Origin of the sequence: Campylobacter insulaenigrae NCTC 12927 (assembly GCF_000816185.1) — a bacterium.
GTDB classification, from domain to species: Bacteria; Campylobacterota; Campylobacteria; order Campylobacterales; family Campylobacteraceae; genus Campylobacter_D; species Campylobacter_D insulaenigrae.
Genome location: NZ_CP007770.1, coordinates 93450 through 116932, shown reverse-complemented (window position 1 = coordinate 116932; position 23483 = coordinate 93450). Strand labels below are relative to the sequence as shown.

Sequence of the window (23483 nt, the reverse complement as noted above, 5' to 3'; positions counted from 1 at the left end):
ACCGCACAAAAATATAAACACTAGTTAATTTTTAGTATAATTTTTTAAAAATTAAAGATTTTAAATGACTTATACTATTTTACCTCCTAATCAATTTTTAGATGATTATATTTTAAATGTAGAATTTTATCATTACGCTAATATTTCAAAAAACGCTTTTAAATTTTGGAAAAATACGCAAGCTGCAAAATATCAAGGTACACGAGTAATTTTTTTACATAAAAAAAATATTTTGAATAAATATCAAAATATCATCAATCAATGTACAAATTTAAGTGGATATGTTTTAGCAAGTGCCTTTTGTTCTTTTACTACTTTAGCACCTTCGCATTTAGTTAAAAAAAACAATTCTCAAATTTATAAACTCTTACAATTAAAAGAAGTTCAAGGCATAAAATTCGTAAATTTAAAAGCATTTTATGATTTTTTAAAGCTTGATTATAATTGTAATATCTATATAGAAAAATGTCACTTTTTTAGTCCAACCCCACTAGAAAAAAGGATCCAAATTACTCCTTCTTTGTGTGTGGGGTATTATTAGTATTATAAACTTTCATCATTAAAATGCTAGCCACTAAAGCAGCCAAACAAACAATCAAAATATAAATACTTGGTCCATATAAAACATAGCATGTGTTTTCATTATCCTTAAAACAACTGATGCTATTTATAGCTTTGCTATGTAAATATGTAATAAGCTGAGGTGTAAAACCACCTGCAATAGCATAAGCTATATTATATGCAAAAGAAATTCCACTAAATCTAATATAAGGTTTAAATGCATCATTCATAAAAATAGGACAAAAACTCACAACACCACCTGCACTCAAACAAGTCAAACAATAAAAAATAACAATAAATTTTTCATTTTTAATTTCTGGTAAATTGTAAATTTCTGTAAAAAATAAAAAACTAAACACAGCAAATACAAGCGTGAAAACGATACAGATCTTATATGCTTTAATTTTATCTGCTAAAAAACCACTAAATACAATAGAAGCCATCAAACAAAGCAAACCTGTAATTTGCAAATAAGTTTTTTCAAAAACATCAAAGTTAAGTATCTTATAATTAGCAATTTCAGGTTTAATTAAAAAATTTGGCATTATTAAAATAAAAATCAAAATACAGGCTGTAAGAGTCCAAGTTATAAGCATAGAAGCTATAATACCTATTTTAGGACCTTTTAATACTTCTTTGAGCGGAAATTTTACTAATGAGCTATCCGTTTTCATTTGTTTAAAAACAGGTGTCTCTTCTAAAAATTTTCTTAAGTACACAGAAATCATACCAAAAATTCCACCTAAGGCAAATGGTATACGCCAAGCCCATTCTTGAACCTCTTTAGTATCAAATAAAGCATAAATACTAATATACACTAAAGATCCAAGCAAAATACCAGCTGTAACCGAAGCAGTTAAAAAGCTTAAATAAATATTTTTTTGTCCTTGCGGTGCGTGCTCATGTATAAATACCCAAGCACCTGGTAACTCCCCACCCACAGCAATACCTTGACAAATTCTAATTATTATCAAAATAATAGGTGCAGCATAACCAATATCTTCAAAAGTTGGCATAATTGCCAATAAAAAAGTAGGAATAACCATCAGCAAAATACTCAACATAAACATATTTTTTCTTCCAAATTTATCCCCAAAATGCGCCATGACAATTCCACCTAAAGGACGTGCTAAATAACCTGCTGCAAAAATACCATATACATTAATATCCTTCCATATAGGTTCTAAAGTGTTTGGAAAAAAATGGTTTGCAATAATACTTGCAAAAAATACATAAATGATAAAATCATAAAATTCTAATGTTCCACCTAAAGATGAAAGTCCTAAAATTTTAAGTTGCTTTTTATTTAAGGTCTTTTTCATTAATCTATCTCATAAGTATCATCATCACTATAATCATCATCGTATTCATAGTCATCATCATCATAATTATAAGATTTTTGCCTATCTACATACTCATTTTCTTCTACATCTTCATAATTTTCATCTTCATAATTTTCAAATTCTTCATCATAAGCCATTTGTTTTTCCTCAATTTATTGATTTTTGGCAATATTTTAATATAAAAATATATATTTTGATATAATTTTTTAAATTTTCAAGCAAGGAAAAATATGAATTTGACACATTTAGATGAAAAAAATCACCCAAAAATGGTTGATGTAAGTGCAAAAGATATCAGTTCTAGAGAAGCAGTAGCTAGTGGAAAAATTTATATGAGCGAAGAAGCTTTTAAAACTATTATAGAAAATAAAGCTAAGAAAGGTCCTGTTTTACAAACTGCTATCACAGCAGCTATTATGGGTGCTAAACAAACTTCAAATATTATACCTATGTGCCATCCTTTGATGATTTCAAAAATTCAAGCCCGTATTGAAGAAAATCAACAAGAATACTCTTTCAAACTTTACATTAGCGTAAAATGCGAAGGAAAGACAGGTGTTGAAATGGAAAGTTTAACAGGAGTGAGTATAGGACTCTTAACTATTTATGATATGATAAAAGCTATTGATAAAAGTATGAAAATTACAGACATCGTATTAGAAAGTAAAGAAGGAGGAAAAAGTGGTAAATATTTGCGATCTTAAAAAAGAACCTGTTATTAATTATCCTACTTTTTGGGATTATAAAGTAGTAGTAGAAGCTGATGTTGATATTTTAAAAATTTTTAATAATATTTTTAACGAAAGAGAATTTACATATAAACCTTCAAATACTAGCAAAGAAGGTAAATACAAAAGTTATTTTTTAAGTGTTTATGTTGATAGTAACACAGATCGTTTAAATATTTTTAATCAACTAAAAAATCAAACAAAATTTGTACTCTAAGGATTGATTATGAAAAATTTATTATTAATTTTTGAAAATTCCATTTTAGCCGCAGAAAAAGAACAAATTCCTCATTTAATTAGCGAATTAACTTTTAATTTAAGCTATAAAAAAATATCAACCGAATATATAAGCAATGAAATATTATTAACAAATTTCATACAAATTTTAGAGAAATTGCAACTTTTAAATGAAGAAAACGTAACAAAAATCATACAAGCAATAACTCAAGCTAGAATTGAAAATGAAAAAAAGGTGTTTTTTAATTATATCAATGAACTTGGAAAATTAAAGACTAAAATAGAAGAACAAAAAGACACTATAAAAAATAAAATTTGTGAAAATTTTATTGATCTAGAAAATACTTTAAATGTGTTAAATTTAAAACATTTTAATATTAGCATTAACGATGCAATGCTTTATGATATAGAAATTTTAGGACTTTTACAAGAAACAGCAGAAAACGCTTTTATTACAACCTTGGAAAAAGGAGAAGATATAGAACTCACAAGTTGTGAAATAGCAAAAAATTTAGTATTTAATGCTATTTGTGAGGGGGAATTTGAATCTAAAAGAATTTTAGATATTTCTAAAGTTGTTTTAAATGCTGCTTTTGACTTAGCTAATGAATCTAAACTTTTTACTTATGATTTATGTGTAGGTGTAATATATGGCACACAAGAAGGAATTTCCTTGGCAATAGATAAATTTAAATCTAATTTCGCATATTGTGCTTTAGAACAAGATTTAAAACAAAAAGAAAAAGAACTTATAGATATTGAATATGAATTTATACAAATATTAAAAGACATCAGCTTTTCTATAAATAATCCAGTAAAAGATATATTAAAAGACTTGCTTGATAATAAATTTGATACTTTATTTGCGAAACTTAAGCGTCTCATACAAGAAAATAGAGAACAAATTTTAATAAAAATTACCGAACTAAAACAGAATCCAAAAATTGATGATTTTAGTAAATTTGCTCAAAATAAATTAAATGTATTAGCAAAAGAATTTAATGAACTTGAAAAAATAGCTAGCAAAAAATACAAAAATTTAGACAAACTTAATGCTAAAGAATTAGGAAAAAGGTTATGGGAAAAAGCTAAAAAAATTATTAAAAATAAAAATTAATTAAAAAATATTCTCATTTATATTTAATTTAAAATAAAAAGGAATAATCTCGCAAAACAATCTAAGGAGTTATAGTGAGACAAAAAATACGAGGTTTAGCTAACAAATTGACTTTTTTAATTGCTTTTTGTATTGTTGCTATTTTAATTGTGACAAATATAGTGAGTTATTCTTCTTCTAAAAATGATAGCAATACTTTTATAAATAAACAACAGCTGCTATCTTTAGATGATAGTTTAAAATTTTTTGAAATATATAAAGAAAATCGAAGCAATGCTATGATTGAACTTAGCAAAGAAATTGCTCAGCATCAAGATAATGAAGAAGATATTTATAATATTTTAAAATTCTTTAAGGAAATTTCTGGATTTGATTCTGCATTTTTTGCCTTACACTCAACCAAAAAAACTTATTTATTCAACGGAACATATTTAGATTTAAGTAAAAAATTTGATGTTACCACAAGACCTTGGTATGCAAATGCTTTAAAAGAAAATAAATTAATCACAACAGAACCTTATGTATCAAAAAGCACTGGTAATACAGCAATTGGCTATGGAATTCCTGTATTAAACAATCAAGGACAAATTATAGGCGTAGTAGGCGGGGAATATAATTTAAAAAAATTTTCAAATGATATTTTAACAGTTGGTATCACAAAAGAAATTCAAAGCGGCGTCTATAAAAACGATGGCACAATCTTATTTAGTTTAGATACTGATTCAATCTTAACAAAAACCGCTTTTAGTACAAATATTGCAAACACCATTCATAACGATCCAACACTAATTGACCAAAAGGCAATGTTTTTCAAAGCAACTGATGATAATAACATAGAATACCAAGTAACCTGTTCAAAGACTAGTGATCCTTCACTTAGAATTTGCAATTTTTCACCTAATACTATCTACACAGAATCTGCTAATAAAACGCTTATAAAACAAGCTTTAGTTGGAATTATCGCTATAATCTTAGCTTTAATCATTATCAAATTTGTTATAAACTTTAGTCTTTCCCCACTTCAAAAAATCCAAACCGGCCTAAACTCATTCTTTGACTTCATCAATCATAAAACAAAAGACTCTGCTATGATTAATGTTAATACTAATGATGAATTTGGTGCTATGGCTTTAGCTATTAATGAAAACATTACTAAAACTAAAAATGCTTTAGAACAAGATGGTCTAGCAGTAGAACAATCAGTTGAAACAGCTAAAGAAATAGAAAGTGGTAATCTAACAGCAAGAATTACTGCAATACCTGCTAATCCTCAATTAATAGAATTAAAAAATGTATTAAATAAAATGCTTAGTGTATTAGAAGCAAAAGTTGGTTCTAATATGAATGAAATCAATCGTGTATTTGATAGCTATAAAGCATTAGACTTTACTACTGAAGTTAAAAATGCTAAAGGTGAAGTAGAAGTAACTACTAATGTATTAGGACAAGAAATTGTTCAAATGTTAAGACAATCTTCTGAATTTGCTAATTTATTAGCAACAGAAAGTGGTAAATTACAAAGTGCTGTTAGAGAATTAACAGATTCATCTTCTAGTCAAGCTTCTTCTTTAGAAGAAACTGCAGCAGCTTTAGAAGAAATAACTTCTTCTATGCAAAATGTTTCATCTAAAACTAGTGAAGTAATAGCTCAAAGTGAAGAGATTAAAAATGTTACTTCTATCATAGGAGATATTGCTGATCAAATCAATCTATTAGCATTAAATGCTGCAATAGAAGCAGCTCGTGCTGGAGAACATGGACGTGGATTTGCTGTTGTTGCAGATGAAGTTAGAAATCTAGCTGAAAGAACTCAAAAGTCTTTAGGTGAAATTGAAGCTAATACTAATATCTTAGTTCAATCTATTAATGAAATGGGTGAAAGTATTAAAGAACAAACTACAGGTATTACTCAAATTAATGATGCTGTAGCTCAAATTGATCATGTAACTCAAGAGAATTTAAAAATAGCTAAAGATAGTTCAGTTATATCAGAGAATGTAAATCAAATAGCTCATGATATCTTAGAAGATGCAGGGAAGAAGAAGTTTTAATAATTAAAGAGGTATATTGTTATACCTCTTTGTTGTTAATGTTGGAAGCCAACTATTTTATTCTTATCAAAAGATGATTGTAATTCTTTTTCTATAGTTTCGATAAAATAATCCATTTTGAATGTACTTTTCTAAATATACTTTATTTTAATATTAAATTATATAGTTACTTGTGAATTTCATATAAATTGTTTTGTGTTTATTTATTGTTTAAAATTAAGTTCTTAAATTATAAACAATAAGTTAATGAAATAAAATAAACTGCAATCATATTTTATTCATAATTTTTAGGATATTTTTATCATAATTTTACAGAAATTATAAAAATTTATGCAACTTTTATAAAATTTTGTTATATAATACATACAAGTTTATAAACAAAACTTAAATAAACCCACAAGGAGAACATCATGGGAACAAGAAGAGAACACGATTTTATTGGAGAATTAGAAATTTCTGATGAAGTTTATTATGGGGTACAAACCTTTCGGGCACTAGAAAATTTTCAAATGAGTGGTAGAAAATTACAAGATTATCCTTATTTTGTTAAAGCTTTTGCACAAGTAAAAAAAGCTGCCGCTCTTGCTAATAAAGAAGTTGGAGTTCTTGATGCTAGCAAAGCTGATGCTATTGCTAAAGCTTGCGATAGATTAATTGCTGGTGAATTTTTAGATCAATTTGTAGTGGATATGATACAAGGAGGTGCTGGTACTAGCACAAACATGAATACTAATGAGGTAATTACAAACATTGCACTTGAAAGCATGGGGCATAAAAAAGGTGAATACCAATATCTTCATCCAAACGACCATACAAATTTAGGTCAATCAACAAATGATACTTATCCAAGTTCAATTAAAGTTGCAACATATGCAAAACTAACTGATCTTTTAAATGCTATGGAAAATCTAAAAGTAGAATTAGAAGCAAAAGCAAGAGAATATAAAGACGTAATTAAAATGGGTAGAACCGAACTTGAAGACGCTGTTCCAACCACTTTAGGAAACACTTTTAACGCTTTTGCAAGTTATATTAAAAGCGATATTGCCAAAATCACAGCTGCTCGTGAAACTATGACATTTTTAAATCTAGGTGCAACTGCTATTGGTACAGGAATCAACTGCCATCCAGATTATAAATTTGTAGTTGAAAAAAAATTAAAAGAAATTACAGGAGTTGATTTTAAACCAGCTGAAGATTTTATAGCCGCAACTCAAGATACAGCTGATTTTGTTCATGTAAGCGGTGCTTTAAAAACTGCTGCAGTGAGACTTTCTAAAATTGCAAACGATTTAAGATTAATGAATTCAGGTCCAAGATGTGGATTAGGCGAAATAAATCTTCCTAAAATGCAACCAGGCAGCTCTATCATGCCAGGTAAAGTAAATCCTGTAATTTGTGAAGTTGTTGGAGAAGCTTGCTATGAAGTTATAGGCAATGATGTAACAATTATGCTTTGCTCAGAAAGAGGAGAATTTGAACTCAATGCATTCGAACCAGGTATTGCATATAGTCTATTTAATTCTATAGTATTGCTTGAAAATGCAATGAAAACACTAGCTCAAAAAGCTATTAAACACTTAACAGCAAATCCAGAAGCTTGCAAAAAACTTGTATTAAACTCAATTGGTATTGTTACAGCTTTCAATCCTATTTTAGGATATGAAAAATCAGCAAGCATTGCTAAAGAAGCTTTAGAAACTGGTAAAGCAGTTGGAGATGTTTGTCTTGAAAGGGGTTATTTAACAAAAGCTGAAATCGATGAAATTTTAGCACCAGAAAAAATGTTAAATCCTCACATGACCAAGGAAAGAAAAGCTTAATAAGCTAAAAAAGGAGGGAACTATTATGGACATAATGCTTATTTTGCAACTTATTGTTTTTCTTGGAGCAATTTTTATAGGTATCCGTCTTGGTGGCATAGCTATTGGCTATGCCGGCGGATTGGGTGTGGTTATTTTGGGTCTTGTTTTAGGAATGAAACCAGGAAATATTCCTTGGGATGTTATATTAATCATTGCAGCAGCAATTGCAGCGATTTCTGCTATGCAACAAGCAGGTGGTCTTGATTATATGGTAAAAGTTACTGAAAAAATTTTACGCAAGCATCCAAAATTTATTAATTATTTAGCTCCAGCTTGCGGCTGGTTACTTACTATTTTAGCAGGAACAGGTAATGCAGTATTTTCATTAATGCCTGTTGTAATTGATGTTGCAAAATCTCAAAACATCAAGCCTTCAGCTCCGCTTTCATTAATGGTTGTAGCTTCTCAAATAGGTATTACAGCATCACCTGTAAGTGCTGCAGTTGTTTATATGACGGGAGTATTAGAGCCTCTTGGCTGGAATTATCCAGCATTAATTGGAATTTGGATTGTAACTACTTTTGCTGCTTGTATGATTACAGCTTTTATTGTAAGTTTAATCACTCCTATGGATTTAAGTAAAGATCCTGTATATCAAGAACGATTAAAAGCAGGTCTTGTAAAGAGCTCTTTAGATGTTTTAAAAAGTGAAGATAAGCCTGGTGCAAAACTTTCAGTTGCAATCTTTTTAATCACTGTTTTATGTGTTGTACTTTATGCTACAGCTATCTCCAATAATATTAAATGGATTGATCCTGTTGTAATTCCAAGAGATGCTGCTATTATGAGCTTTTTATTAACAGCTGCGACTTTGATAACATTCTTTTGCAAAGTTGAACCGGCAAAAATTCTAGACACTAGTGTATTTAAGTCAGGTATGACAGCTTGCGTATGCGTATTTGGTGTTGCTTGGCTTGGAAATACTTTTGTTGCAGGTCATGAAGCAGGTATTAAAGAAGTAGCCAGTGAATGGGTAAAACAAAAACTCCTGCTATGCTTGCAGTTGCTTTCTTTTTTGCTAGTATGCTTTTATATTCTCAAGCAGCTACTGCAAAAGCCATTGTTCCGGTAATTGTTGCTGCATTAGGAATTTCAGCAGCAAATCCTGCCGATTCTTATATGCTAGTTGCATGCTTTGCTGCTGTTTCAGCTTTATTTGTTTTACCAACCTACCCTACTTTATTAGGCGCTGTACAAATGGATGACACAGGAACTACAAGAATTGGAAAATTCATATTTAACCACGCATTCTTTATCCCTGGTGTATTAGCTATAGCTATAGCTGTTGCATTAGGATTTTTAGTAGTAGGAATGCTTTAACACTCTAACTTTCCACGTTTTAAGTGGAAAGTTCTCTTTTTACTTATTAACTAATTTTGAGTAGAATGTTTTAATTTTAAAGAATCAAAATGACAAAATTATCCTTAGATAGAAAAAGTATAAGAATTTTATTTATAGGTTACATCCTAGTTGCACTTTTTGGCACCTTTATTCTAATGCTTCCTATTATGCACACTAAGCCCATATCTTTTTTAGATGCATTTTTTACTAGTGCTTCAGCTGTAAGTATGACAGGACTTATTGTATTAAATACCTCACTAGATTTTAGCTTTTATGGACAACTTGTTATCTTATTGCTTATTCAAATAGGCGGCTTGGGTTATATGAGTATAGCTATGGCTTTATATATTTTAGTACGTAAAAAGATGAGTTTTGGAGAAAAAAACCTTTTAAGAGAATCCTTGATTTATCCTGAAGCTGATGGCCTTATAGGATTTTTAAAAAAGGTTTTATTTTTTGTATTTACTATTGAGCTTTTAGGTGCTCTATTGTTATTTTTAAGATTTAAGCTTGATATGAATTTAAGTGAAGCTCTATGGGTTAGTATTTTTCACTCTATTTCTGCTTTTAATAATGCAGGATTTAGTATATTTGAAAGCGGTCTAATGCCTTATAGAGATGATTTTTGGATTAATTTTGTTATCACCTCTTTGATTATCATTGGAGGTTTAGGGTATTTTGTATTATTAGAATTATACTTTTTTTCTAAAAAACGTTTTGCAAGCTTAAGTTTACACACAAAACTTGTTTTAATTTCTACTGTTATATTGATTATTTTTGCAAGCTTAGTAGTCTTTTTATTTGAATACCATAATTCAAAAAGCATAGGAGAATTTTCACTTTTTGATAAAACTATGAGTGCATATTTTACAGCAGTAAATTACCGAACAGCAGGGTTTAACACTCTTGATCTCAGTACCTTTAAAGATGCAAGCTTATTTTTTGGATCTTTGTTTATGATTGTAGGTGGTGCACCTGGTGGAACAGCTGGGGGCATTAAGATAACTACAATTGCTGTATTGCTAATCTATGCTTATTGGAGTATCAAAGATAGCAATACAAGGATTTTCAACTTTGAAATTCCTACAGAAACTATTAACAAAGCTTTTATTATAACAGTAAGTTCTATTGTATATATCATCACTTGTGTATTAATTTTATCCTTAATTGAAGATGATAAAAGCTTTTTACCCTTGCTTTTTGAAACAAGCTCGGCATTTGCTACAGTAGGAGTTTCAGTAGGCGATGGTGGGGCTTTATCGCTTAGTGCGCTTTTTAACTCTGAAAGTAAATTACTTATCATATTGTTAATGCTTAGTGGTAGAGTGGGTGTGCTTGCATTTTTATTTAGTATATTTTTTAAAGAAAAAGAAAAATATTTGAATTATCCAAAAGGAAAGATAATATTATGAAAAAAGAAACTTATGGTATTATAGGACTTGGAAAGTTTGGCTCAGTTTTAGCAAAAGAGCTTATTGATCAAGGTAAAAGAGTTATTGTTTCTGATATTGATGAAGAATCAGTTAAGGAATTACAAGATCATGCAGACTTCGCTTATATTTTAGATTCTACTCATACCATAGCCTTAAAAGAAGCAGGTTATGCAAATGCAGATGTTGTCATACTTAGTATAGGTGAAAATTTAGAATCAAGTATACTTACTTTCATGGCTTTAAAAGAAATAGGAGTAAAAAACATTATTGCCAAGGCAAACTCTTCTACACATGGGCAAATTCTTTCAAAACTTGGAGTTAATAAAGTCATCTATCCTGAAAAAGAATCAGCAAAGCGTTTGGCTAAAATTCTTATCACTAATCCAAAATTTGAAATCATAGATCTTTCAGCTAATACCATCAAAGTAGCAAAACTTTTAGTGGATGAAAACTTAGCAGGAAAAACTTTGCAATCTATTGGTCAAAACTTAAAAGTCATTGCGCACAAACAGCATGATACTTGGAGTATTATGCCAAATTTAGAAACCACTGCTTATCTGAATGATATATTAATGCTACTTGGCACCCAAGAAGAACTAAATCAATATGAATATTAATAAATTTAAAGCTTATTTTTAAGCTTTAAATTTTATACTTAAGCCACCTTTCATTTTCCATTAGTTATTTTAACATGTTATTTTATCTAGCATCTAAGTTATAAAAACATATAAATTATAATTGAATATATTTTATAAGTTATTTTAAGATTACAACAAGATATTTATATTCTTTTATTTATTATCATATATAGTTTGATACATATGATAGATCCTGTATTAATAACATTTATATAAATATTAAACAATGCAATAAAGTATAAACATCAAAGCTATAAATCTATTGCTGTATTATTAAAAAACAATACCAAATCAAAGTAATTTTGATTATAGGTTATAAATGATATTTTTATAATTTTACTATTGCTTTTATGTTTTTGTACTATATCTCCATCACAGGTAAAAATTAAACATGAGTTATAGCAGATATCAAAAATCTTACAGAATATAAAAATTTATTATTAAAAGTATTATCATTTTCAAAATAAATCAAAAACGTTTAATTATGAAAAAATACATACATTTTATTAACATCTTTGAAGAAACTTTTTCATATAAATTTTGTAAAATATCATCAAAATATTAAAAAATCACTAGAAAATGTTTTTAAAAAGCTAGATGGTGTCAAGGGGGAGACTTGAACTCCCGACCTCCGGCTTATGAGACCAGCGCTCTAACCAGCTGAGCTACCCTGACATAAAATTAAGCTAAAATTATACTTAATTTTGCTTAACATTTAATAAAAAATATATTCTAAATACTTTTTATATTTTTTTTATATTTTTTGTGTTAAAAATATAAAAAATTTCGAAAGTATTTTATGCAGATTAATTCTAATTTTAACAATTATTTTTACTCACAATATTCGCAAGATAATAAAAAAGAAAATCAAAAAGATCAATTAACACTTAAAGATGAAAATACTGACGAAAATGAAGAAAAAAATACTCAAAAAATTAATGGCAAAGATTTAAATCAAGAAGAAATTAGACAAGTTAAAGAACTTGAAAAGATAGATAGAGAAGTTAGAGCGCACGAAGCTGCTCATCAAGCTGTAGGTGGTGCTTTAGCAGGATCAGCTAGTTTTGGTTACACCAGAGGCCCTGATAATAAAATGTATGCGGTTGAAGGAGAGGTACCTATTAGAATGCAAAAAGGTAATACTCCTGAAGAAACCATAGCCAACGCTATGCAAATTATAGCTGCTGCCATGGCACCAGCAGATCCTAGTCCACAAGATTATAAAGTTGCAGCCGATGCTATGCAAATGCAAAATGATGCACGTATTGAACAAATAAAATTAAAAGCCGAAGAAACAAAGAAAAAAAATGAAGAAACTTCTCAAGAAAGAACTTCAGATTCAGATATTATAAAAACTTATATACAAAACACCGAGGATAATTCTTTGGGAAATAATATAAATAAGAGTTTTTAATGGCAGAGAGGAAGGGATTCGAACCCTCGGTGAGTTGCCCCACACACGCGTTCCAGGCGTGCTCCTTCAACCACTCGGACACCTCTCTAAAAGCTAAAATTATAACTTATTTTTTAATTTAAAGCAAAAAAAGGTTTAAAATGTCTATAAAAAAAACTATTTTAGTGTTATTAAGTTTTGTTTATTTTTGTTTTTCACAAGAGATAGATTTAAATAAAACTATTGGTGAAGGATACGGTCAAACAAGAGATAAAGCCTTAAAAAGTGCTATAGAAGATGCATTAAGCACAACACAAGAAATAACACTTGAAAAATTTAAATTTAATTTTAGTGGAGATTTTGATATTGGTTATGATAAAGAAATTGATTTGGCCAGCAAAGCGGTTTTTAATAGCTACAGTGTTGAAGAATTAACTCAAATCGACACTGATAAGTTTTATGCTAAGGTAATGCTTTACAAAAAAGATAATAGTACCCACATCAAACAAAAATCACTTATTGTTATTAATACCAAAGTAAATAATTTGTCAAAAAATATAGAACAAGAAATTTTTAATACTTTATTGCAAGATGATATTTTTAAAATTCTAGATCAAAATGCTTCCAAATCTTATACACAACCAATACTATCTCAAATATCTCAAAGTGAAGAATCGAAGAAATTTTTTAACCCTTTAAAAGCTAATTTTTTGCTGATAATTTCACCAGATATTACTCAAATATCAAACGAAGATTCTGCAGAATATAGTGTTAATATTGACTACGGATTAATAAATTTTACAAGCAATATAATACATTTTTTTTCTCCGATTAACTTAACAATGAGCTCTACAAGCAAACAAAGCGAACAAAGAGCTTTTAAAAATATAGCTAAGCAAATAGTTGATCAGATAACAATTTATTCTCAAAATACATTTTTAAAATAACAAATTAAACTTTTGGGCTTTGTAGAATTCACATCTTTTACAAAGCTCAGCCTTTAATATGCGTTGTTGAAAACCGTGTTTTAAATCCAAATATAAAGAAGAATGTAAAAGCTCTTCAAAACTTTGTTCAAAACAATTTCCTAAATTTATATCTGCTTTAACGTCTAAACAACAAGGGACCAAAGTACCGTCGCTTAAAATAGCAATTTGTTTAGTCAAAGCATGACAACTTCCAACTTCATTTAAAATTTTATCTTGCAAAGATGGCCATTTAAATAATCTTGCTTGATTTAAAATTATATGTCTTGCTAAACGATTTTTTTCTAAATTTGTATGGATTTTTATGCAAAATATATCTTGTAAAAACTCATATATTTGATTGTTTTCAAGAGGTGGTACAAAATTTTTATCTAAATTCCAGAGCCTTAAATTAATAAAAGATGATTTTTTATTTTTAATATGCAAAAAAATAAATTCTAAAATAGGTTTAAAATAAGCATTTATATTTATTTTACTTTGAGATAAAAAAGCAGCTAAGGAAATATTTACTTGATGAATATTACTTGCATTGAGTATTAATTTTATTCTTTCATCATCAAAATAAAATCCACTAGTAGTAAGTTCTATTTTCATATTATATTTATTAGCTATATTTAAATAATCTTTCAAATGTTTATTCATCAAAGGATCACCTAAAACATGAAAAGTATAAATTTTAGCAAAACCTTGAACACTCTTGCATATATGTTCAAATTTATCAAGATCCATTTTTTTTCTTTGGCCCTTTATACTAGGGCAAAAATCACATTTTAAACCACAAACATCACTTAATTCTATATATATTTTTTCAAAGCTCATTTATAAACTCTTCTTATAAACATCTAAAGCCTTTAAAGCAAATTTAGATAATGCTATTTTTTGTAATTTCTCATATGTAAAAAGCTCTTCATCTTGAATTTCAAACATATCATCTTGTAAAAAATATACCTTAGCTTCAATTTTATATTTAGTATAAGAATGTTTAAAGCTACCTATATATATGGCATTTTTGTGCTTTTTAAATTCTAAAAAATTATACATGTTAAAATACAATTTTTCTTGACTCTTTTTTAATACAAAAAAATCATGCTTTTTTAATACGAGTAAATTTAAATTTAATTTTTCATAATTAATCTTTTTATGAATATTATATTTTTCATAATCAAATTTTGCTTCACAAAATTTATATAGTGGACATTTATCACATCTTGCATTTTTAGGTAAACATATTAAAGCTCCTATATCTAATAGGGCTTGATTGTGAGTAAAAGCATCAAAATGATTTAATAATTCTTTAGCCTTTTGAATTAAAATCTTAGGAGTTGGATTATTTAGTTTATAAAATCTAATCAAAATCCTTTTTATATTTGCATCAACAAAGGCTTCATTTTGCAAAAATCCAAAACAAGCAATTGCACCTGCACTATAATCACCAATACCAGGAAGCTTTTTTAAATTTTGAATATCACTTGGTAATTTAGAATCAAATTTCTTTACACAAATTTGAGCACTTTTGTATAAATTTCTAGCTCTTGTATAGTATCCAAGTCCTTGCCAAGCTTTTAAAATTTCTTCTTCTTTGGCCTTTGCTAATTTTTCTAAAGAATTAAATTTTTCTAAGAATTGAAAATAATAATTTTGTAAAACGCTTTTTACCTGAGTTTGTTGTAGCATAATCTCACTTATATAAACCCCATAAGCTGGATCTATATTTTTCAATTTTAATAAATACTCTTTTTTAGCATAAATTTTAAATTTATCATGCAAAGTTCTCCATGGAAGATCTTTTCTTCCATTATCTTTATACCATTGCAAAATGTTTTGATGAATTTGTTCCATAAAATATTTTCTAGATTTTTAAAAAACATTATACAATCAATTTTTAAAGGCTTTGTGTTAAAATACAAAATAATTTTAAATATAAGGATAAATAATGAAAAGTTTTTTTAAAGGACTTGGGGTAGGATTGTTATGCTTACTTGTCTTTGTCTTAGGCGTAGTATTTAATACCGAATTTTTAGGTTTAAAAAATCAAAATTCGAATTCTTTACAATTTACAAGAGATATAGAAGTCTTTGATGAAATAATACCTAATACCTATAAAGCGGATTTAAATTTTAATGCAAGTAATGAACTTAGTCAAAAAACCATTATAGATGAAGAAGAAAAAGCATCTATTGCAAAAACCTTTAAAGAACTTAGTACCCGTATAGCTAAGGAAAATTTATGCAAAGGAGGTAGCTATACTTTAGAACCAAGCTATAGTTATAATCAAGGACACAAGACCTTAAACGGACATAATTTTTATTCAAATTTTTCTTGCGCTTTTACTAAAGAAAAAAACAAAGATTTTGACAATCTCATCAAAGATATTAATAATATCAGTGCTAAAAATTCTTTAATTGTATTTTCCACAAAAGCTTTACAAGCTATGATTGATGAAGAAATTTTAGAAGAAAATAAAGAAAAATTATATGATCTTGCTTTGAAAAAAGCTTATGAAAAAAATGAATACTATTCTAAGAATTTGAATAAAATTTGCTCTATAAAAAGTATCGATTTTGATACAAATCCATCAAAATTAATGCGGGCTAATATGGTTTATGATAGTGTTGCTTTACCTATTGTGAAAAACGAAAAACAAAAACTCTTAGCAAAAGTTATTTTTGAGTGTAAATAATTTACACTCATTTGCATCAAAAAAAATGAGTTTATGCAATGCAAATTGATATAGATAAAATAAATATAAATCAAGATTGGAAATTATTTTTAAAAGATGAATTCTCAAAGTCTTACTTTTTAAAAATAAAAGAAAATTACATTAATGCTTTACAAAACAAAGAAATCATTTATCCACCAAGTAATCTGACATTTAATGCCTTTAACTTAACCCCACTTGAAAATCTAAAAGTTATAATTTTAGGACAAGATCCTTATCATGGTAAAGATCAGGCTATGGGACTTAGTTTTAGCGTACCTTTTGGTGTAAAAATTCCACCTTCTTTGCTAAATATATATAAAGAACTCTTTAATGATTTAAATATCCCTATAGCTAAACATGGAAATTTGACAAAATGGGCTAAGCAAGGAATTTTGCTTTTGAATTCAATACTAAGTGTTAAAGCAAATAACCCAGCTTCTCATGCAAATTTTGGTTGGCAAAATTTTAGCGATAATGTTATTTCAAAATTAAGCAAAGAAAAAGAAAAGTTGATATTTTTGCTTTGGGGAAATTATGCAAAAAGTAAAAAAAATCTTATAGATGAAAATAAGCATTTTATTTTAGAAGCCGCTCATCCTTCTCCTTTGGCAAGAGGAGCATTTTTTGGTTGTAAACATTTTTCAACAACTAATAATATTTTAAAACAAATAGGTAAAGATCCTATTGATTGGAATTTAAACCTTTAATTGAGTAAAAATTATAAAGTTTTAAAAAATAAATTTAATTTATATATTTTATAAATAAATATTATTAAAAATTTTCTTTATATGTTACAATAAAATAATTTTACAAAAAAGGAGAACTCATGAAAAAAATCATTATTAGCACATTGTTAGCTTCAAGTTTTTTAGTCACTGCAAATATAGCAAATGATGATTTAAAAATGCAAAAAGATGGCTTAGTAATAAAAATGCAAATGCTTGAAGATGCAAATAAAGATATCGGAGAGATTATAGCTGTTCAAACAAAATATGGAGTCGCGTTCTATCCAAATCTTAAAGGATTAAAAAGTGGAATTTATGGGTTTCATATTCACGAAAATGCAGATTGTGGAGCAAATGAAAAAGGCCTTGGTATGAAAGCTGGAAGTCATTGGGATCCTGATAAAACCAAAGCACACTCAACTCCTTGGGATGATAAAGGCCACAAAGGAGATTTACCACCTCTTTATGTTGATAAAGATGGTAAAGCTACAAACCCTGTACTTGCACCAAAAATCAAAAATATAAAAGAATTAAAAAACCACTCATTAATGATACATTTTGGCGGGGATAATCATAGCGATCATCCAGCAGCTCTTGGTGGTGGTGGAGCCAGAATGGCTTGCGGTGTAATTAAATAATTACAAACTAAAGGCTTCTTTGCCTTTAGTTTTACTTAAAAATCTTTTTAAAATCATTTTTTGTATCAAAATCCATGCCGCAAAAACTTTGACCTAAATTATAATTAGCTATGGCTATTGCAAGTTCACTAAGTAGTGAAGAAACTTCTTCTCTTTTATCTTCTATATATGCCTTCATACCTGCATAATCACTATTTTCTAGAATTTTTATTGGATTACAAATTTCAAAACTAAAAGCTTTATTTCCAACATTTACATTATAATTATTATCAAATAAAGCACTACCTAAAAACGAGCAATTATCTACTATTTTAATGCTTTCACTGGCAATTAAAACTTTATCTTGAACATCTTCATAATTCCTATCTTCTAGTAAATTTAAAATCTTTTTTAACGAAGAATCCAAGATTTGCAAAGCACCTACAAAATCATTCGCATCTGTAATATCTTCACTAAATTTTTGTGTTTGATGCTTTAAACTTGCACCATTTAAATCAACTTGTCCTAAATGCTTTTGTAATATTTCTAATTCATCTATCATAATACAACCTTCTTTATTATTGCTATAATAAAGAAGCATTTTTTATTCCAAATTTTTTATCATCCAAGTAGAAAATTCTTCACCAAATTGTTTAAAAATATCATTATAAGCTTTAATTAGCAAATCAGGCTTAGTATTGTTAAGTTTTTTTTCATAGTAAAAATATTGACTAGCAACAATATTTTTATCTTTAGCATTTACCAAAGTAAGATTGATAGCAAATTTAGCTTTAGAATGTGTTCTATCTAAAAATTCTTGCTCTAAGATGTTTACTTTACTTTCTAAAATAAAATCTACTTTAGCCAAGCTATCTTGGTTTAAAACTGCTTTAAAAATTTTAAGATTTTGCAAGTTAAATTCTAAAAAATTCTTAATCATTAAATTAGGATTTTCTTTCCAAAAATGATACGCATAAGTATAAATAATCTCATCTTTTTTATAAAAAATATTGTTTGAATAATCCAAACTTTTAGGAAGTGCTACAATAATACTTGCGTCTTTATAAATACTTGTATTTATCTGTATATTTTGTAAATTTATAGAAAAATATTTCATAGAAGGTAAAGTTTGAGTTGGATTAACTACAGAACAAGCACTAAAAAGCAAGGCTGTTAAAACAAAATATAGAGTTTTCATATTATTCCCCTGGAGCATATTGAATCTTTTGATCTTTATAAATAACATTAGAAGGATTTTGTTTTACTTTTTCAAGTAATTGAGTAAAATCTAAAAGCAAAAATCTCAAAATTTCTAAATTATCATTTATCAGCATCTTACTTTTTTCTAACCCATCAAGTTGTAAATTTGCTTTACTTAAGAATAAAGCAAATTCGTCTGAACTTTTAGCTATTTTTGAAGAAGTATTTTGAATATTTGATAAAAATGGCAACGACTGTTTATTTAATTTTTCTACTAATTGAGAAGAATTAGATAAAAAATTTTCAAAATTTCTTAAATTTTTGTCACTTAAAAGAATATCGAGTTTAAGTTTTGAACTAGAAATTAATTCTAAAATATTTGTAGTTTGTTTGTCTATACTTGCAAAAAAACTTTCTTTAGAATTAATAACTGGATACTTGCTATTAAATGCTTTTAAAATTGGTGCTTTTTCGCTTCCTCCAGAAAGTTGTATAAATTTAAAACCAGTGATACCTTGGATTTGCAAACTAGCATAAGTATCCGTTTTTATCACTAAATTAGAATCAAGCTTTACTAAAATTTGAACTCTAAAATTTGAACTTGTTGTATCAATACTTATTTTTTCAACACTTCCTACATCCACACCTAAAAATTTAACAGGGGCTTTAACACTAAGTCCTGCCACAGATTCTTCCATAAAAATTTCATAATAAGCAAAAGTTTTTTCATCTTTTAAATTACCATACCAAACTATAAAAAATAAACTCATAAAAAAAATAACACTTACAAAAATTCCTATAAGTATGTAATTTGCTCTATTTTCCATTACTGCATAAACCTTTTGTATAATTTTTCATTTTGATCTTGTAATTGCTTTAAATCACCTAAAAATCCTACTTTTTTATTATCTATAATTAAAAATCTATCTAAAACTTTTTTCATACTTTCTTTATCATGAGTTACTAGCACCACACATAAATTAAAACTATGCTTTAAATTTAAAAGCAAATCATCAAATTCCCTTGAACTATAAGGATCAAGTCCGGACGTTGGTTCGTCTAAAAATAGTAATTTTGAATCAAGCGCTAAGGCTCTTGCTATTGCTACTCTTTTTTTCATACCACCACTTATTTCACTAGGATAAAGCTTAGCAGTACTCTCATCAAGCCCAACCATTTTGAGTTTCATCATAGCTATTTCTTTGATTTCATTTTTTTTTAATTTAGTGTATTCATTTAATGCTACGCTGATATTTTCAATCACATTAAAAAAACTAAACAAAGCTCCATATTGAAAAACAACTCCCCATTGTTTTTGTAAAAATAAAGCATCTTCATCGTTTATATCGCGTAATTTTTTACCTAAAACTTCATATTCGCCACTATCAAAATGTTCAAGCAAAAGCATTTGTCTTAAAAGCACTGATTTTCCACTACCACTACCACCTAAAACTCCAAAAATTTCATTAGCCTTAATATCAAAACTAATCTCTTCATGGACGCATTTTTCACCAAAATAAGTGCTTATGTTAGTAGCTTTAATAATCAAATTCCAGCCTTTGTTAAAAATACAGAAAAAATAGCATCAAAAGCTATAACCCAAAAAATAGCATTGACAACGCTTTTTGTTGTATAAACCCCTATACTCTCAGTTGTTTTTTGTACAAAAAATCCCCGAAAACAAGCTATAGAAGCAATTAAAAATCCAAACATAGGTGCTTTTATAAGTCCGATAATAATATGTTTTAATTCTACTGCTTCTTTAAAACGATTCATAAATTCACTTGCAGTAATTTCTAAACTTACCCAAGCAACTACAACACCACCTGAAATACTCAAAATATCAGCTACTATTACCACAAAAGGCATGGCTAAAGATAAAGCCAAAACTCTAGGTAAAATAATAAATTCACTCTCTTTAAAACCCATTGTCTTCATAGCATCAATTTCATCTGTTAATTTCATAACTCCTATTTGTGCTGTATAAGAACTTGCACTCCTTCCAGCTATCACAATAGCACTAATTAAAGGTGCTAATTCTCTAGTGGCAGAAATTCCCATTAAATCAACTATATAAATGTTTGCACCAAATTGCACAAGCTGATAAGCTGCTTGATAAGCCAAAACAATTCCAACAAGTAAAGAAGTAAGCATAACTATGGGTAAAGCGTTAATAGCGCTATTTTCCACATGATATAAAAAAGCTTTAAAACGTAATTTTTTAAGACTAAATAATGTTTGAAAACAAGTAACAATTATCAAGCCTATAAAATTTAAAAATTGAATTAATATTTCAAAAGAAATAAAAATTTTCTTTCCCAAATTTTCAAAAAAATCTTTGATTTTGCATCGCTTACCTTGAGAGTCATCTAAAGTTTTATAATATTTCTCGCACAAAGTAAAAAGTATATTGTGTTGATTTGATAAATTTATCCTAGCTATTTCATAGCCTTTTTGTTTTAACTCATTTTCTAAAGCTAAAAAATATCTTACGCCTATAGTATCTATAAAATCTAATTTTAAAAAATCAAAAACAATATTTTTATTCTGTGGAAGATCGGGAATTTTAGCGTTAGTTATGCTATCTTTATCCCAACTTCCAAAAACACTAAAAACACATTCTTTAGTATTAATAAATGTTTTAATCTCCATCACACAAACTTATAATATAAGAACTTAATTTTTCCTCACTAAATCCAAAAAATTCAAACACATCTTTATCTTTGCCACTTTCACCAAAGCTTTCTATACCATAAACCTCATCGCAAATTCTATAAAGTTCGTTTGAATTAGCCGCTTCCACTCCTATAACTTTTCCTTGTAAAATTCTTTTCATATAAGCTTTATCTTGTTTAATAAATAATTCATAGCAAGGCATAGAAACTACATTACAAATGATATTTTTTTCTTGTAATTTCATAGCAGTTTTTAAACACAAAGAAACCTCACTCCCACTAGCTAATAATGTAAATTGAGCATTAGCTTCTTCTTTTAATAAATACGCTCCATTTTCGACATCTCCAAAAATTGGATCATTTAAAGCATCTAATTTTTGACGTGATAAAACAAAAATACTTGGCATATTTGTTTTAAGTGCTATTTGCCATGCTTTGACATTTTCCACTCCATCTCCGACGCGAAAGGTAAGAGAATTAGGCATAGCTCTAAAAGTGCTAAGTTGTTCTATTGGTTGGTGAGTTGGTCCATCTTCTCCTACACCTATACTATCGTGAGTAAAAATAAAAAAATGTTTTATCTTCATTAAAGCAGCAATTCTTGCTGCTGGCTTTAAATATTCACTAAATATAAAAAATGTAGCCGAAAAAGGCAAAAATAAACCATAACGGGCAAAGGCATTATTTATAGCCGTCATAGCATGTTCTCTTATACCATAGTGGATATTTTTTCCACAAGGAAAATCACCCATATCTTTAAGTTCTGTCTTATTTGAAGGTCCTAAATCTGCACTACCGCCTAAAAATCCAGGTATAGCTTTTGCTATTTCATTTAAAATCACACCATTACTATCTCTAGTAGCTAAATCCTTTCCTTTAAAGTCTGGAAAATTAATCTTGCTAAAATCAGGTTCTAAAAGTTCTTTCAATAAAGCTTTTTTATCTTCACTTAAATTCTTTACTTTTTGCTCCCATTTAGCTTGTAATAAATCTCCAAGCTCAACAACTGCTTCAAAACGCACTTTTACATCTTCAGGAATTTCAAAAGTTTTTTGTGGATCAAAACCTAAAGCTTGTTTTGCTTTTTTGATAAGCTCTTCTCCTAAAGGTGCTCCATGAGAATGATGACTTCCCTCAAGTTCTAAAGCCCCTTTAGCTATGGTAGTATGGGCTATAATTAAACAAGGCTTTTTACTTTCTTTTGCAGTTTTTAATGCTAAATCAATTTGTTCAAAATCATGTCCATCTATCTCAAGCACTTCAAAATTTTGTGCTCTAAAACGATCTTTTACATTTTCATTAAAAGCAATAGCCACATCACCTTCAATTGAAATATTATTACTATCATAAATGATGATTAAATTATCAAGATTATGAAAACCCGCTAAAGAACACGCTTCATAAGAAATTCCCTCTTGTAAATCTCCATCACCACAAAGACAATAAACTTTATGATTAATGATATCTTCTCCTAAAAGCAAGCTTGCTTTCTTAGCTGCCATAGCAAAACCTACCGCATTAGCAATGCCTTGTCCTAAAGGACCTGTAGCTATTTCCACTCCTGAAGTAAAAATTTCAGGATGGCCTGGCGTTTTAGAATGAAGTTGGCGAAAATTTTTTAAATCATCTAAATTTATATCATAACCACTCAAATATAAAAAGCTATAAAGCAAAGCACTAGCATGACCACCTGAAAATACTAATCTATCGCGGTTTAACCATGTAGGATCTTTTGGATTATGCACTAAATGAGTACTTAAAACACTCATAATATCTGCTAAACCCATAGGTGCACCTGGATGACCGCTATTTGCCTTTTGTATCATATCAGCACATAAAAATCTTATTGTATTTGCTTGTTTTTGTAACATT

Annotated in this window: 23 protein-coding genes, 2 tRNA genes and 2 pseudogenes; 15 read left to right on the top strand and 12 right to left on the bottom strand. The window is 28.1% G+C overall.

Annotated features, from left to right (window positions below):
* The first annotated feature begins 64 nt into the window (after nucleotides 1–64).
* On the top strand, nucleotides 65–541 hold the full coding sequence (gene cheQ, locus CINS_RS00675) for a cheVAW transcriptional regulator CheQ (RefSeq protein WP_039648987.1): 477 nt from the start codon (nucleotides 65–67) through the stop codon (nucleotides 539–541).
* Here the strand turns inward: cheQ and CINS_RS00670 are convergent.
* Both CINS_RS00670 and CINS_RS00665 read right to left on the bottom strand, forming a co-directional pair.
* A complete protein-coding gene (locus CINS_RS00670) occupies nucleotides 510–1883 on the bottom strand; it encodes an MFS transporter (protein WP_039648985.1) in 1374 nt (457 codons plus the stop codon). The genes cheQ and CINS_RS00670 overlap by 32 nt on opposite strands.
* Nucleotides 1883–2041: a highly acidic protein gene (locus CINS_RS00665; protein WP_039648983.1), complete on the bottom strand. Its 159-nt coding sequence runs from the start codon at nucleotides 2039–2041 to the stop codon at nucleotides 1883–1885. Before CINS_RS00665 ends, CINS_RS00670 begins: the two co-directional genes overlap by 1 nt.
* A 93-nt stretch (nucleotides 2042–2134) precedes the next feature.
* On the opposite strand from CINS_RS00665, the gene moaC reads away from it, so the two are divergent.
* From moaC to CINS_RS00625, 9 genes and pseudogenes are all read left to right on the top strand, one after another.
* Nucleotides 2135–2608 (top strand): cyclic pyranopterin monophosphate synthase MoaC, encoded by a 474-nt coding sequence (gene moaC, locus CINS_RS00660; protein ID WP_039648981.1) that lies wholly within the window; start codon nucleotides 2135–2137, stop codon nucleotides 2606–2608.
* Nucleotides 2586–2849, top strand: a complete 264-nt coding sequence (locus CINS_RS00655) for an HP0495 family protein (RefSeq protein ID WP_039648980.1) — start codon at nucleotides 2586–2588, stop codon at nucleotides 2847–2849. The genes moaC and CINS_RS00655 overlap by 23 nt, the downstream gene beginning before the upstream one ends.
* A gap of 9 nt (nucleotides 2850–2858) precedes the next feature.
* Complete coding sequence (locus CINS_RS00650) at nucleotides 2859–3986, top strand: hypothetical protein (RefSeq protein WP_039648978.1); 1128 nt, start codon at nucleotides 2859–2861, stop codon at nucleotides 3984–3986.
* Nucleotides 3987–4264: 278 nt separating this feature from the next.
* Nucleotides 4265–4732: pseudogene (locus CINS_RS08040) on the top strand (PDC sensor domain-containing protein); the annotation flags it as partial.
* A 57-nt stretch (nucleotides 4733–4789) separates the two neighbouring features.
* Entirely contained in the window at nucleotides 4790–6037 is a 1248-nt protein-coding gene (locus tag CINS_RS08035) for a methyl-accepting chemotaxis protein (protein WP_414973617.1), read from the top strand.
* 410 nt (nucleotides 6038–6447) lie between these two features.
* The gene (locus CINS_RS00640; protein ID WP_039648974.1) at nucleotides 6448–7860 is read left to right on the top strand and encodes an aspartate ammonia-lyase; all 1413 of its coding nucleotides are present in this window, start codon (nucleotides 6448–6450) and stop codon (nucleotides 7858–7860) included.
* Nucleotides 7861–7885: 25 nt separating this feature from the next.
* Nucleotides 7886–9222, top strand: a pseudogene (locus tag CINS_RS00635) (anaerobic C4-dicarboxylate transporter).
* Between the two features lie 89 nt (nucleotides 9223–9311).
* On the top strand, nucleotides 9312–10655 hold the full coding sequence (locus tag CINS_RS00630; protein WP_039648972.1) for a TrkH family potassium uptake protein: 1344 nt from the start codon (nucleotides 9312–9314) through the stop codon (nucleotides 10653–10655).
* Nucleotides 10652–11293, top strand: coding sequence for a potassium channel family protein (locus CINS_RS00625; protein ID WP_039648970.1), 642 nt, complete (start codon nucleotides 10652–10654; stop codon nucleotides 11291–11293). Before CINS_RS00630 ends, CINS_RS00625 begins: the two co-directional genes overlap by 4 nt.
* A 619-nt stretch (nucleotides 11294–11912) precedes the next feature.
* Here CINS_RS00625 and CINS_RS00620 read toward each other — a convergent pair.
* A tRNA-Met gene (locus CINS_RS00620) sits at nucleotides 11913–11989 on the bottom strand.
* A gap of 124 nt (nucleotides 11990–12113) precedes the next feature.
* On the opposite strand from CINS_RS00620, the gene CINS_RS00615 reads away from it, so the two are divergent.
* Nucleotides 12114–12728: a putative metalloprotease CJM1_0395 family protein gene (locus CINS_RS00615; protein WP_039648967.1), complete on the top strand. Its 615-nt coding sequence runs from the start codon at nucleotides 12114–12116 to the stop codon at nucleotides 12726–12728.
* On the opposite strand, the gene CINS_RS00610 is transcribed toward CINS_RS00615, so the two are convergent.
* A tRNA-Ser gene (locus tag CINS_RS00610) sits at nucleotides 12729–12816 on the bottom strand.
* Nucleotides 12817–12868: 52 nt separating this feature from the next.
* On the opposite strand from CINS_RS00610, the gene CINS_RS00605 reads away from it, so the two are divergent.
* A complete protein-coding gene (locus CINS_RS00605) occupies nucleotides 12869–13654 on the top strand; it encodes a hypothetical protein (protein WP_039648965.1) in 786 nt (261 codons plus the stop codon).
* Here the strand turns inward: CINS_RS00605 and CINS_RS00600 are convergent.
* Both CINS_RS00600 and mutY read right to left on the bottom strand, forming a co-directional pair.
* Complete coding sequence (locus tag CINS_RS00600; RefSeq protein ID WP_039648964.1) at nucleotides 13646–14512, bottom strand: radical SAM/SPASM domain-containing protein; 867 nt, start codon at nucleotides 14510–14512, stop codon at nucleotides 13646–13648. The genes CINS_RS00605 and CINS_RS00600 overlap by 9 nt on opposite strands.
* Nucleotides 14513–15532: an A/G-specific adenine glycosylase gene (gene mutY / locus CINS_RS00595; protein ID WP_039648962.1), complete on the bottom strand. Its 1020-nt coding sequence runs from the start codon at nucleotides 15530–15532 to the stop codon at nucleotides 14513–14515. It abuts the gene before it with no gap.
* A 94-nt stretch (nucleotides 15533–15626) separates the two neighbouring features.
* Here mutY and CINS_RS00590 point away from each other — a divergent pair, with 94 nt between their 5' ends.
* The 3 genes from CINS_RS00590 (at nucleotide 15627) to CINS_RS00580 (ending at nucleotide 17757) form a co-directional block, all read left to right on the top strand.
* Complete coding sequence (locus CINS_RS00590; RefSeq protein WP_039648960.1) at nucleotides 15627–16373, top strand: SIMPL domain-containing protein; 747 nt, start codon at nucleotides 15627–15629, stop codon at nucleotides 16371–16373.
* Nucleotides 16374–16411: 38 nt separating this feature from the next.
* Nucleotides 16412–17101 carry a uracil-DNA glycosylase gene (gene ung / locus CINS_RS00585; RefSeq protein ID WP_039648958.1) on the top strand — a complete coding sequence of 230 codons (690 nt, stop codon included), beginning with the start codon at nucleotides 16412–16414 and terminating at the stop codon, nucleotides 17099–17101.
* A 119-nt stretch (nucleotides 17102–17220) separates the two neighbouring features.
* Nucleotides 17221–17757, top strand: a complete 537-nt coding sequence (locus tag CINS_RS00580) for a superoxide dismutase (Cu/Zn) (protein WP_039648956.1) — start codon at nucleotides 17221–17223, stop codon at nucleotides 17755–17757.
* Nucleotides 17758–17788: 31 nt separating this feature from the next.
* Here the strand turns inward: CINS_RS00580 and CINS_RS00575 are convergent, their stop codons facing one another.
* Genes CINS_RS00575 through tkt form a run of 6 tightly spaced genes read right to left on the bottom strand, consistent with a single transcriptional unit; the run spans nucleotide 17789 to nucleotide 23482 of the window.
* On the bottom strand, nucleotides 17789–18298 hold the full coding sequence (locus tag CINS_RS00575) for a flagellar FLiS export co-chaperone (RefSeq protein WP_039648954.1): 510 nt from the start codon (nucleotides 18296–18298) through the stop codon (nucleotides 17789–17791).
* A gap of 42 nt (nucleotides 18299–18340) precedes the next feature.
* Nucleotides 18341–18934, bottom strand: coding sequence for an ABC-type transport auxiliary lipoprotein family protein (locus tag CINS_RS00570; protein ID WP_039648952.1), 594 nt, complete (start codon nucleotides 18932–18934; stop codon nucleotides 18341–18343).
* A 1-nt stretch (nucleotide 18935) separates the two neighbouring features.
* On the bottom strand, nucleotides 18936–19763 hold the full coding sequence (locus CINS_RS00565) for an MlaD family protein (protein WP_039648950.1): 828 nt from the start codon (nucleotides 19761–19763) through the stop codon (nucleotides 18936–18938).
* A complete protein-coding gene (locus CINS_RS00560) occupies nucleotides 19763–20485 on the bottom strand; it encodes an ABC transporter ATP-binding protein (RefSeq protein ID WP_039648948.1) in 723 nt (240 codons plus the stop codon). The genes CINS_RS00565 and CINS_RS00560 overlap by 1 nt, the downstream gene beginning before the upstream one ends.
* Nucleotides 20482–21588: an ABC transporter permease gene (locus CINS_RS00555; protein WP_052251926.1), complete on the bottom strand. Its 1107-nt coding sequence runs from the start codon at nucleotides 21586–21588 to the stop codon at nucleotides 20482–20484. The genes CINS_RS00560 and CINS_RS00555 overlap by 4 nt, the downstream gene beginning before the upstream one ends.
* Nucleotides 21578–23482 (bottom strand): transketolase, encoded by a 1905-nt coding sequence (gene tkt, locus CINS_RS00550; RefSeq protein WP_039648946.1) that lies wholly within the window; start codon nucleotides 23480–23482, stop codon nucleotides 21578–21580. The genes CINS_RS00555 and tkt overlap by 11 nt, the downstream gene beginning before the upstream one ends.
* Between the last annotated feature and the right edge of the window lies 1 nt (nucleotide 23483).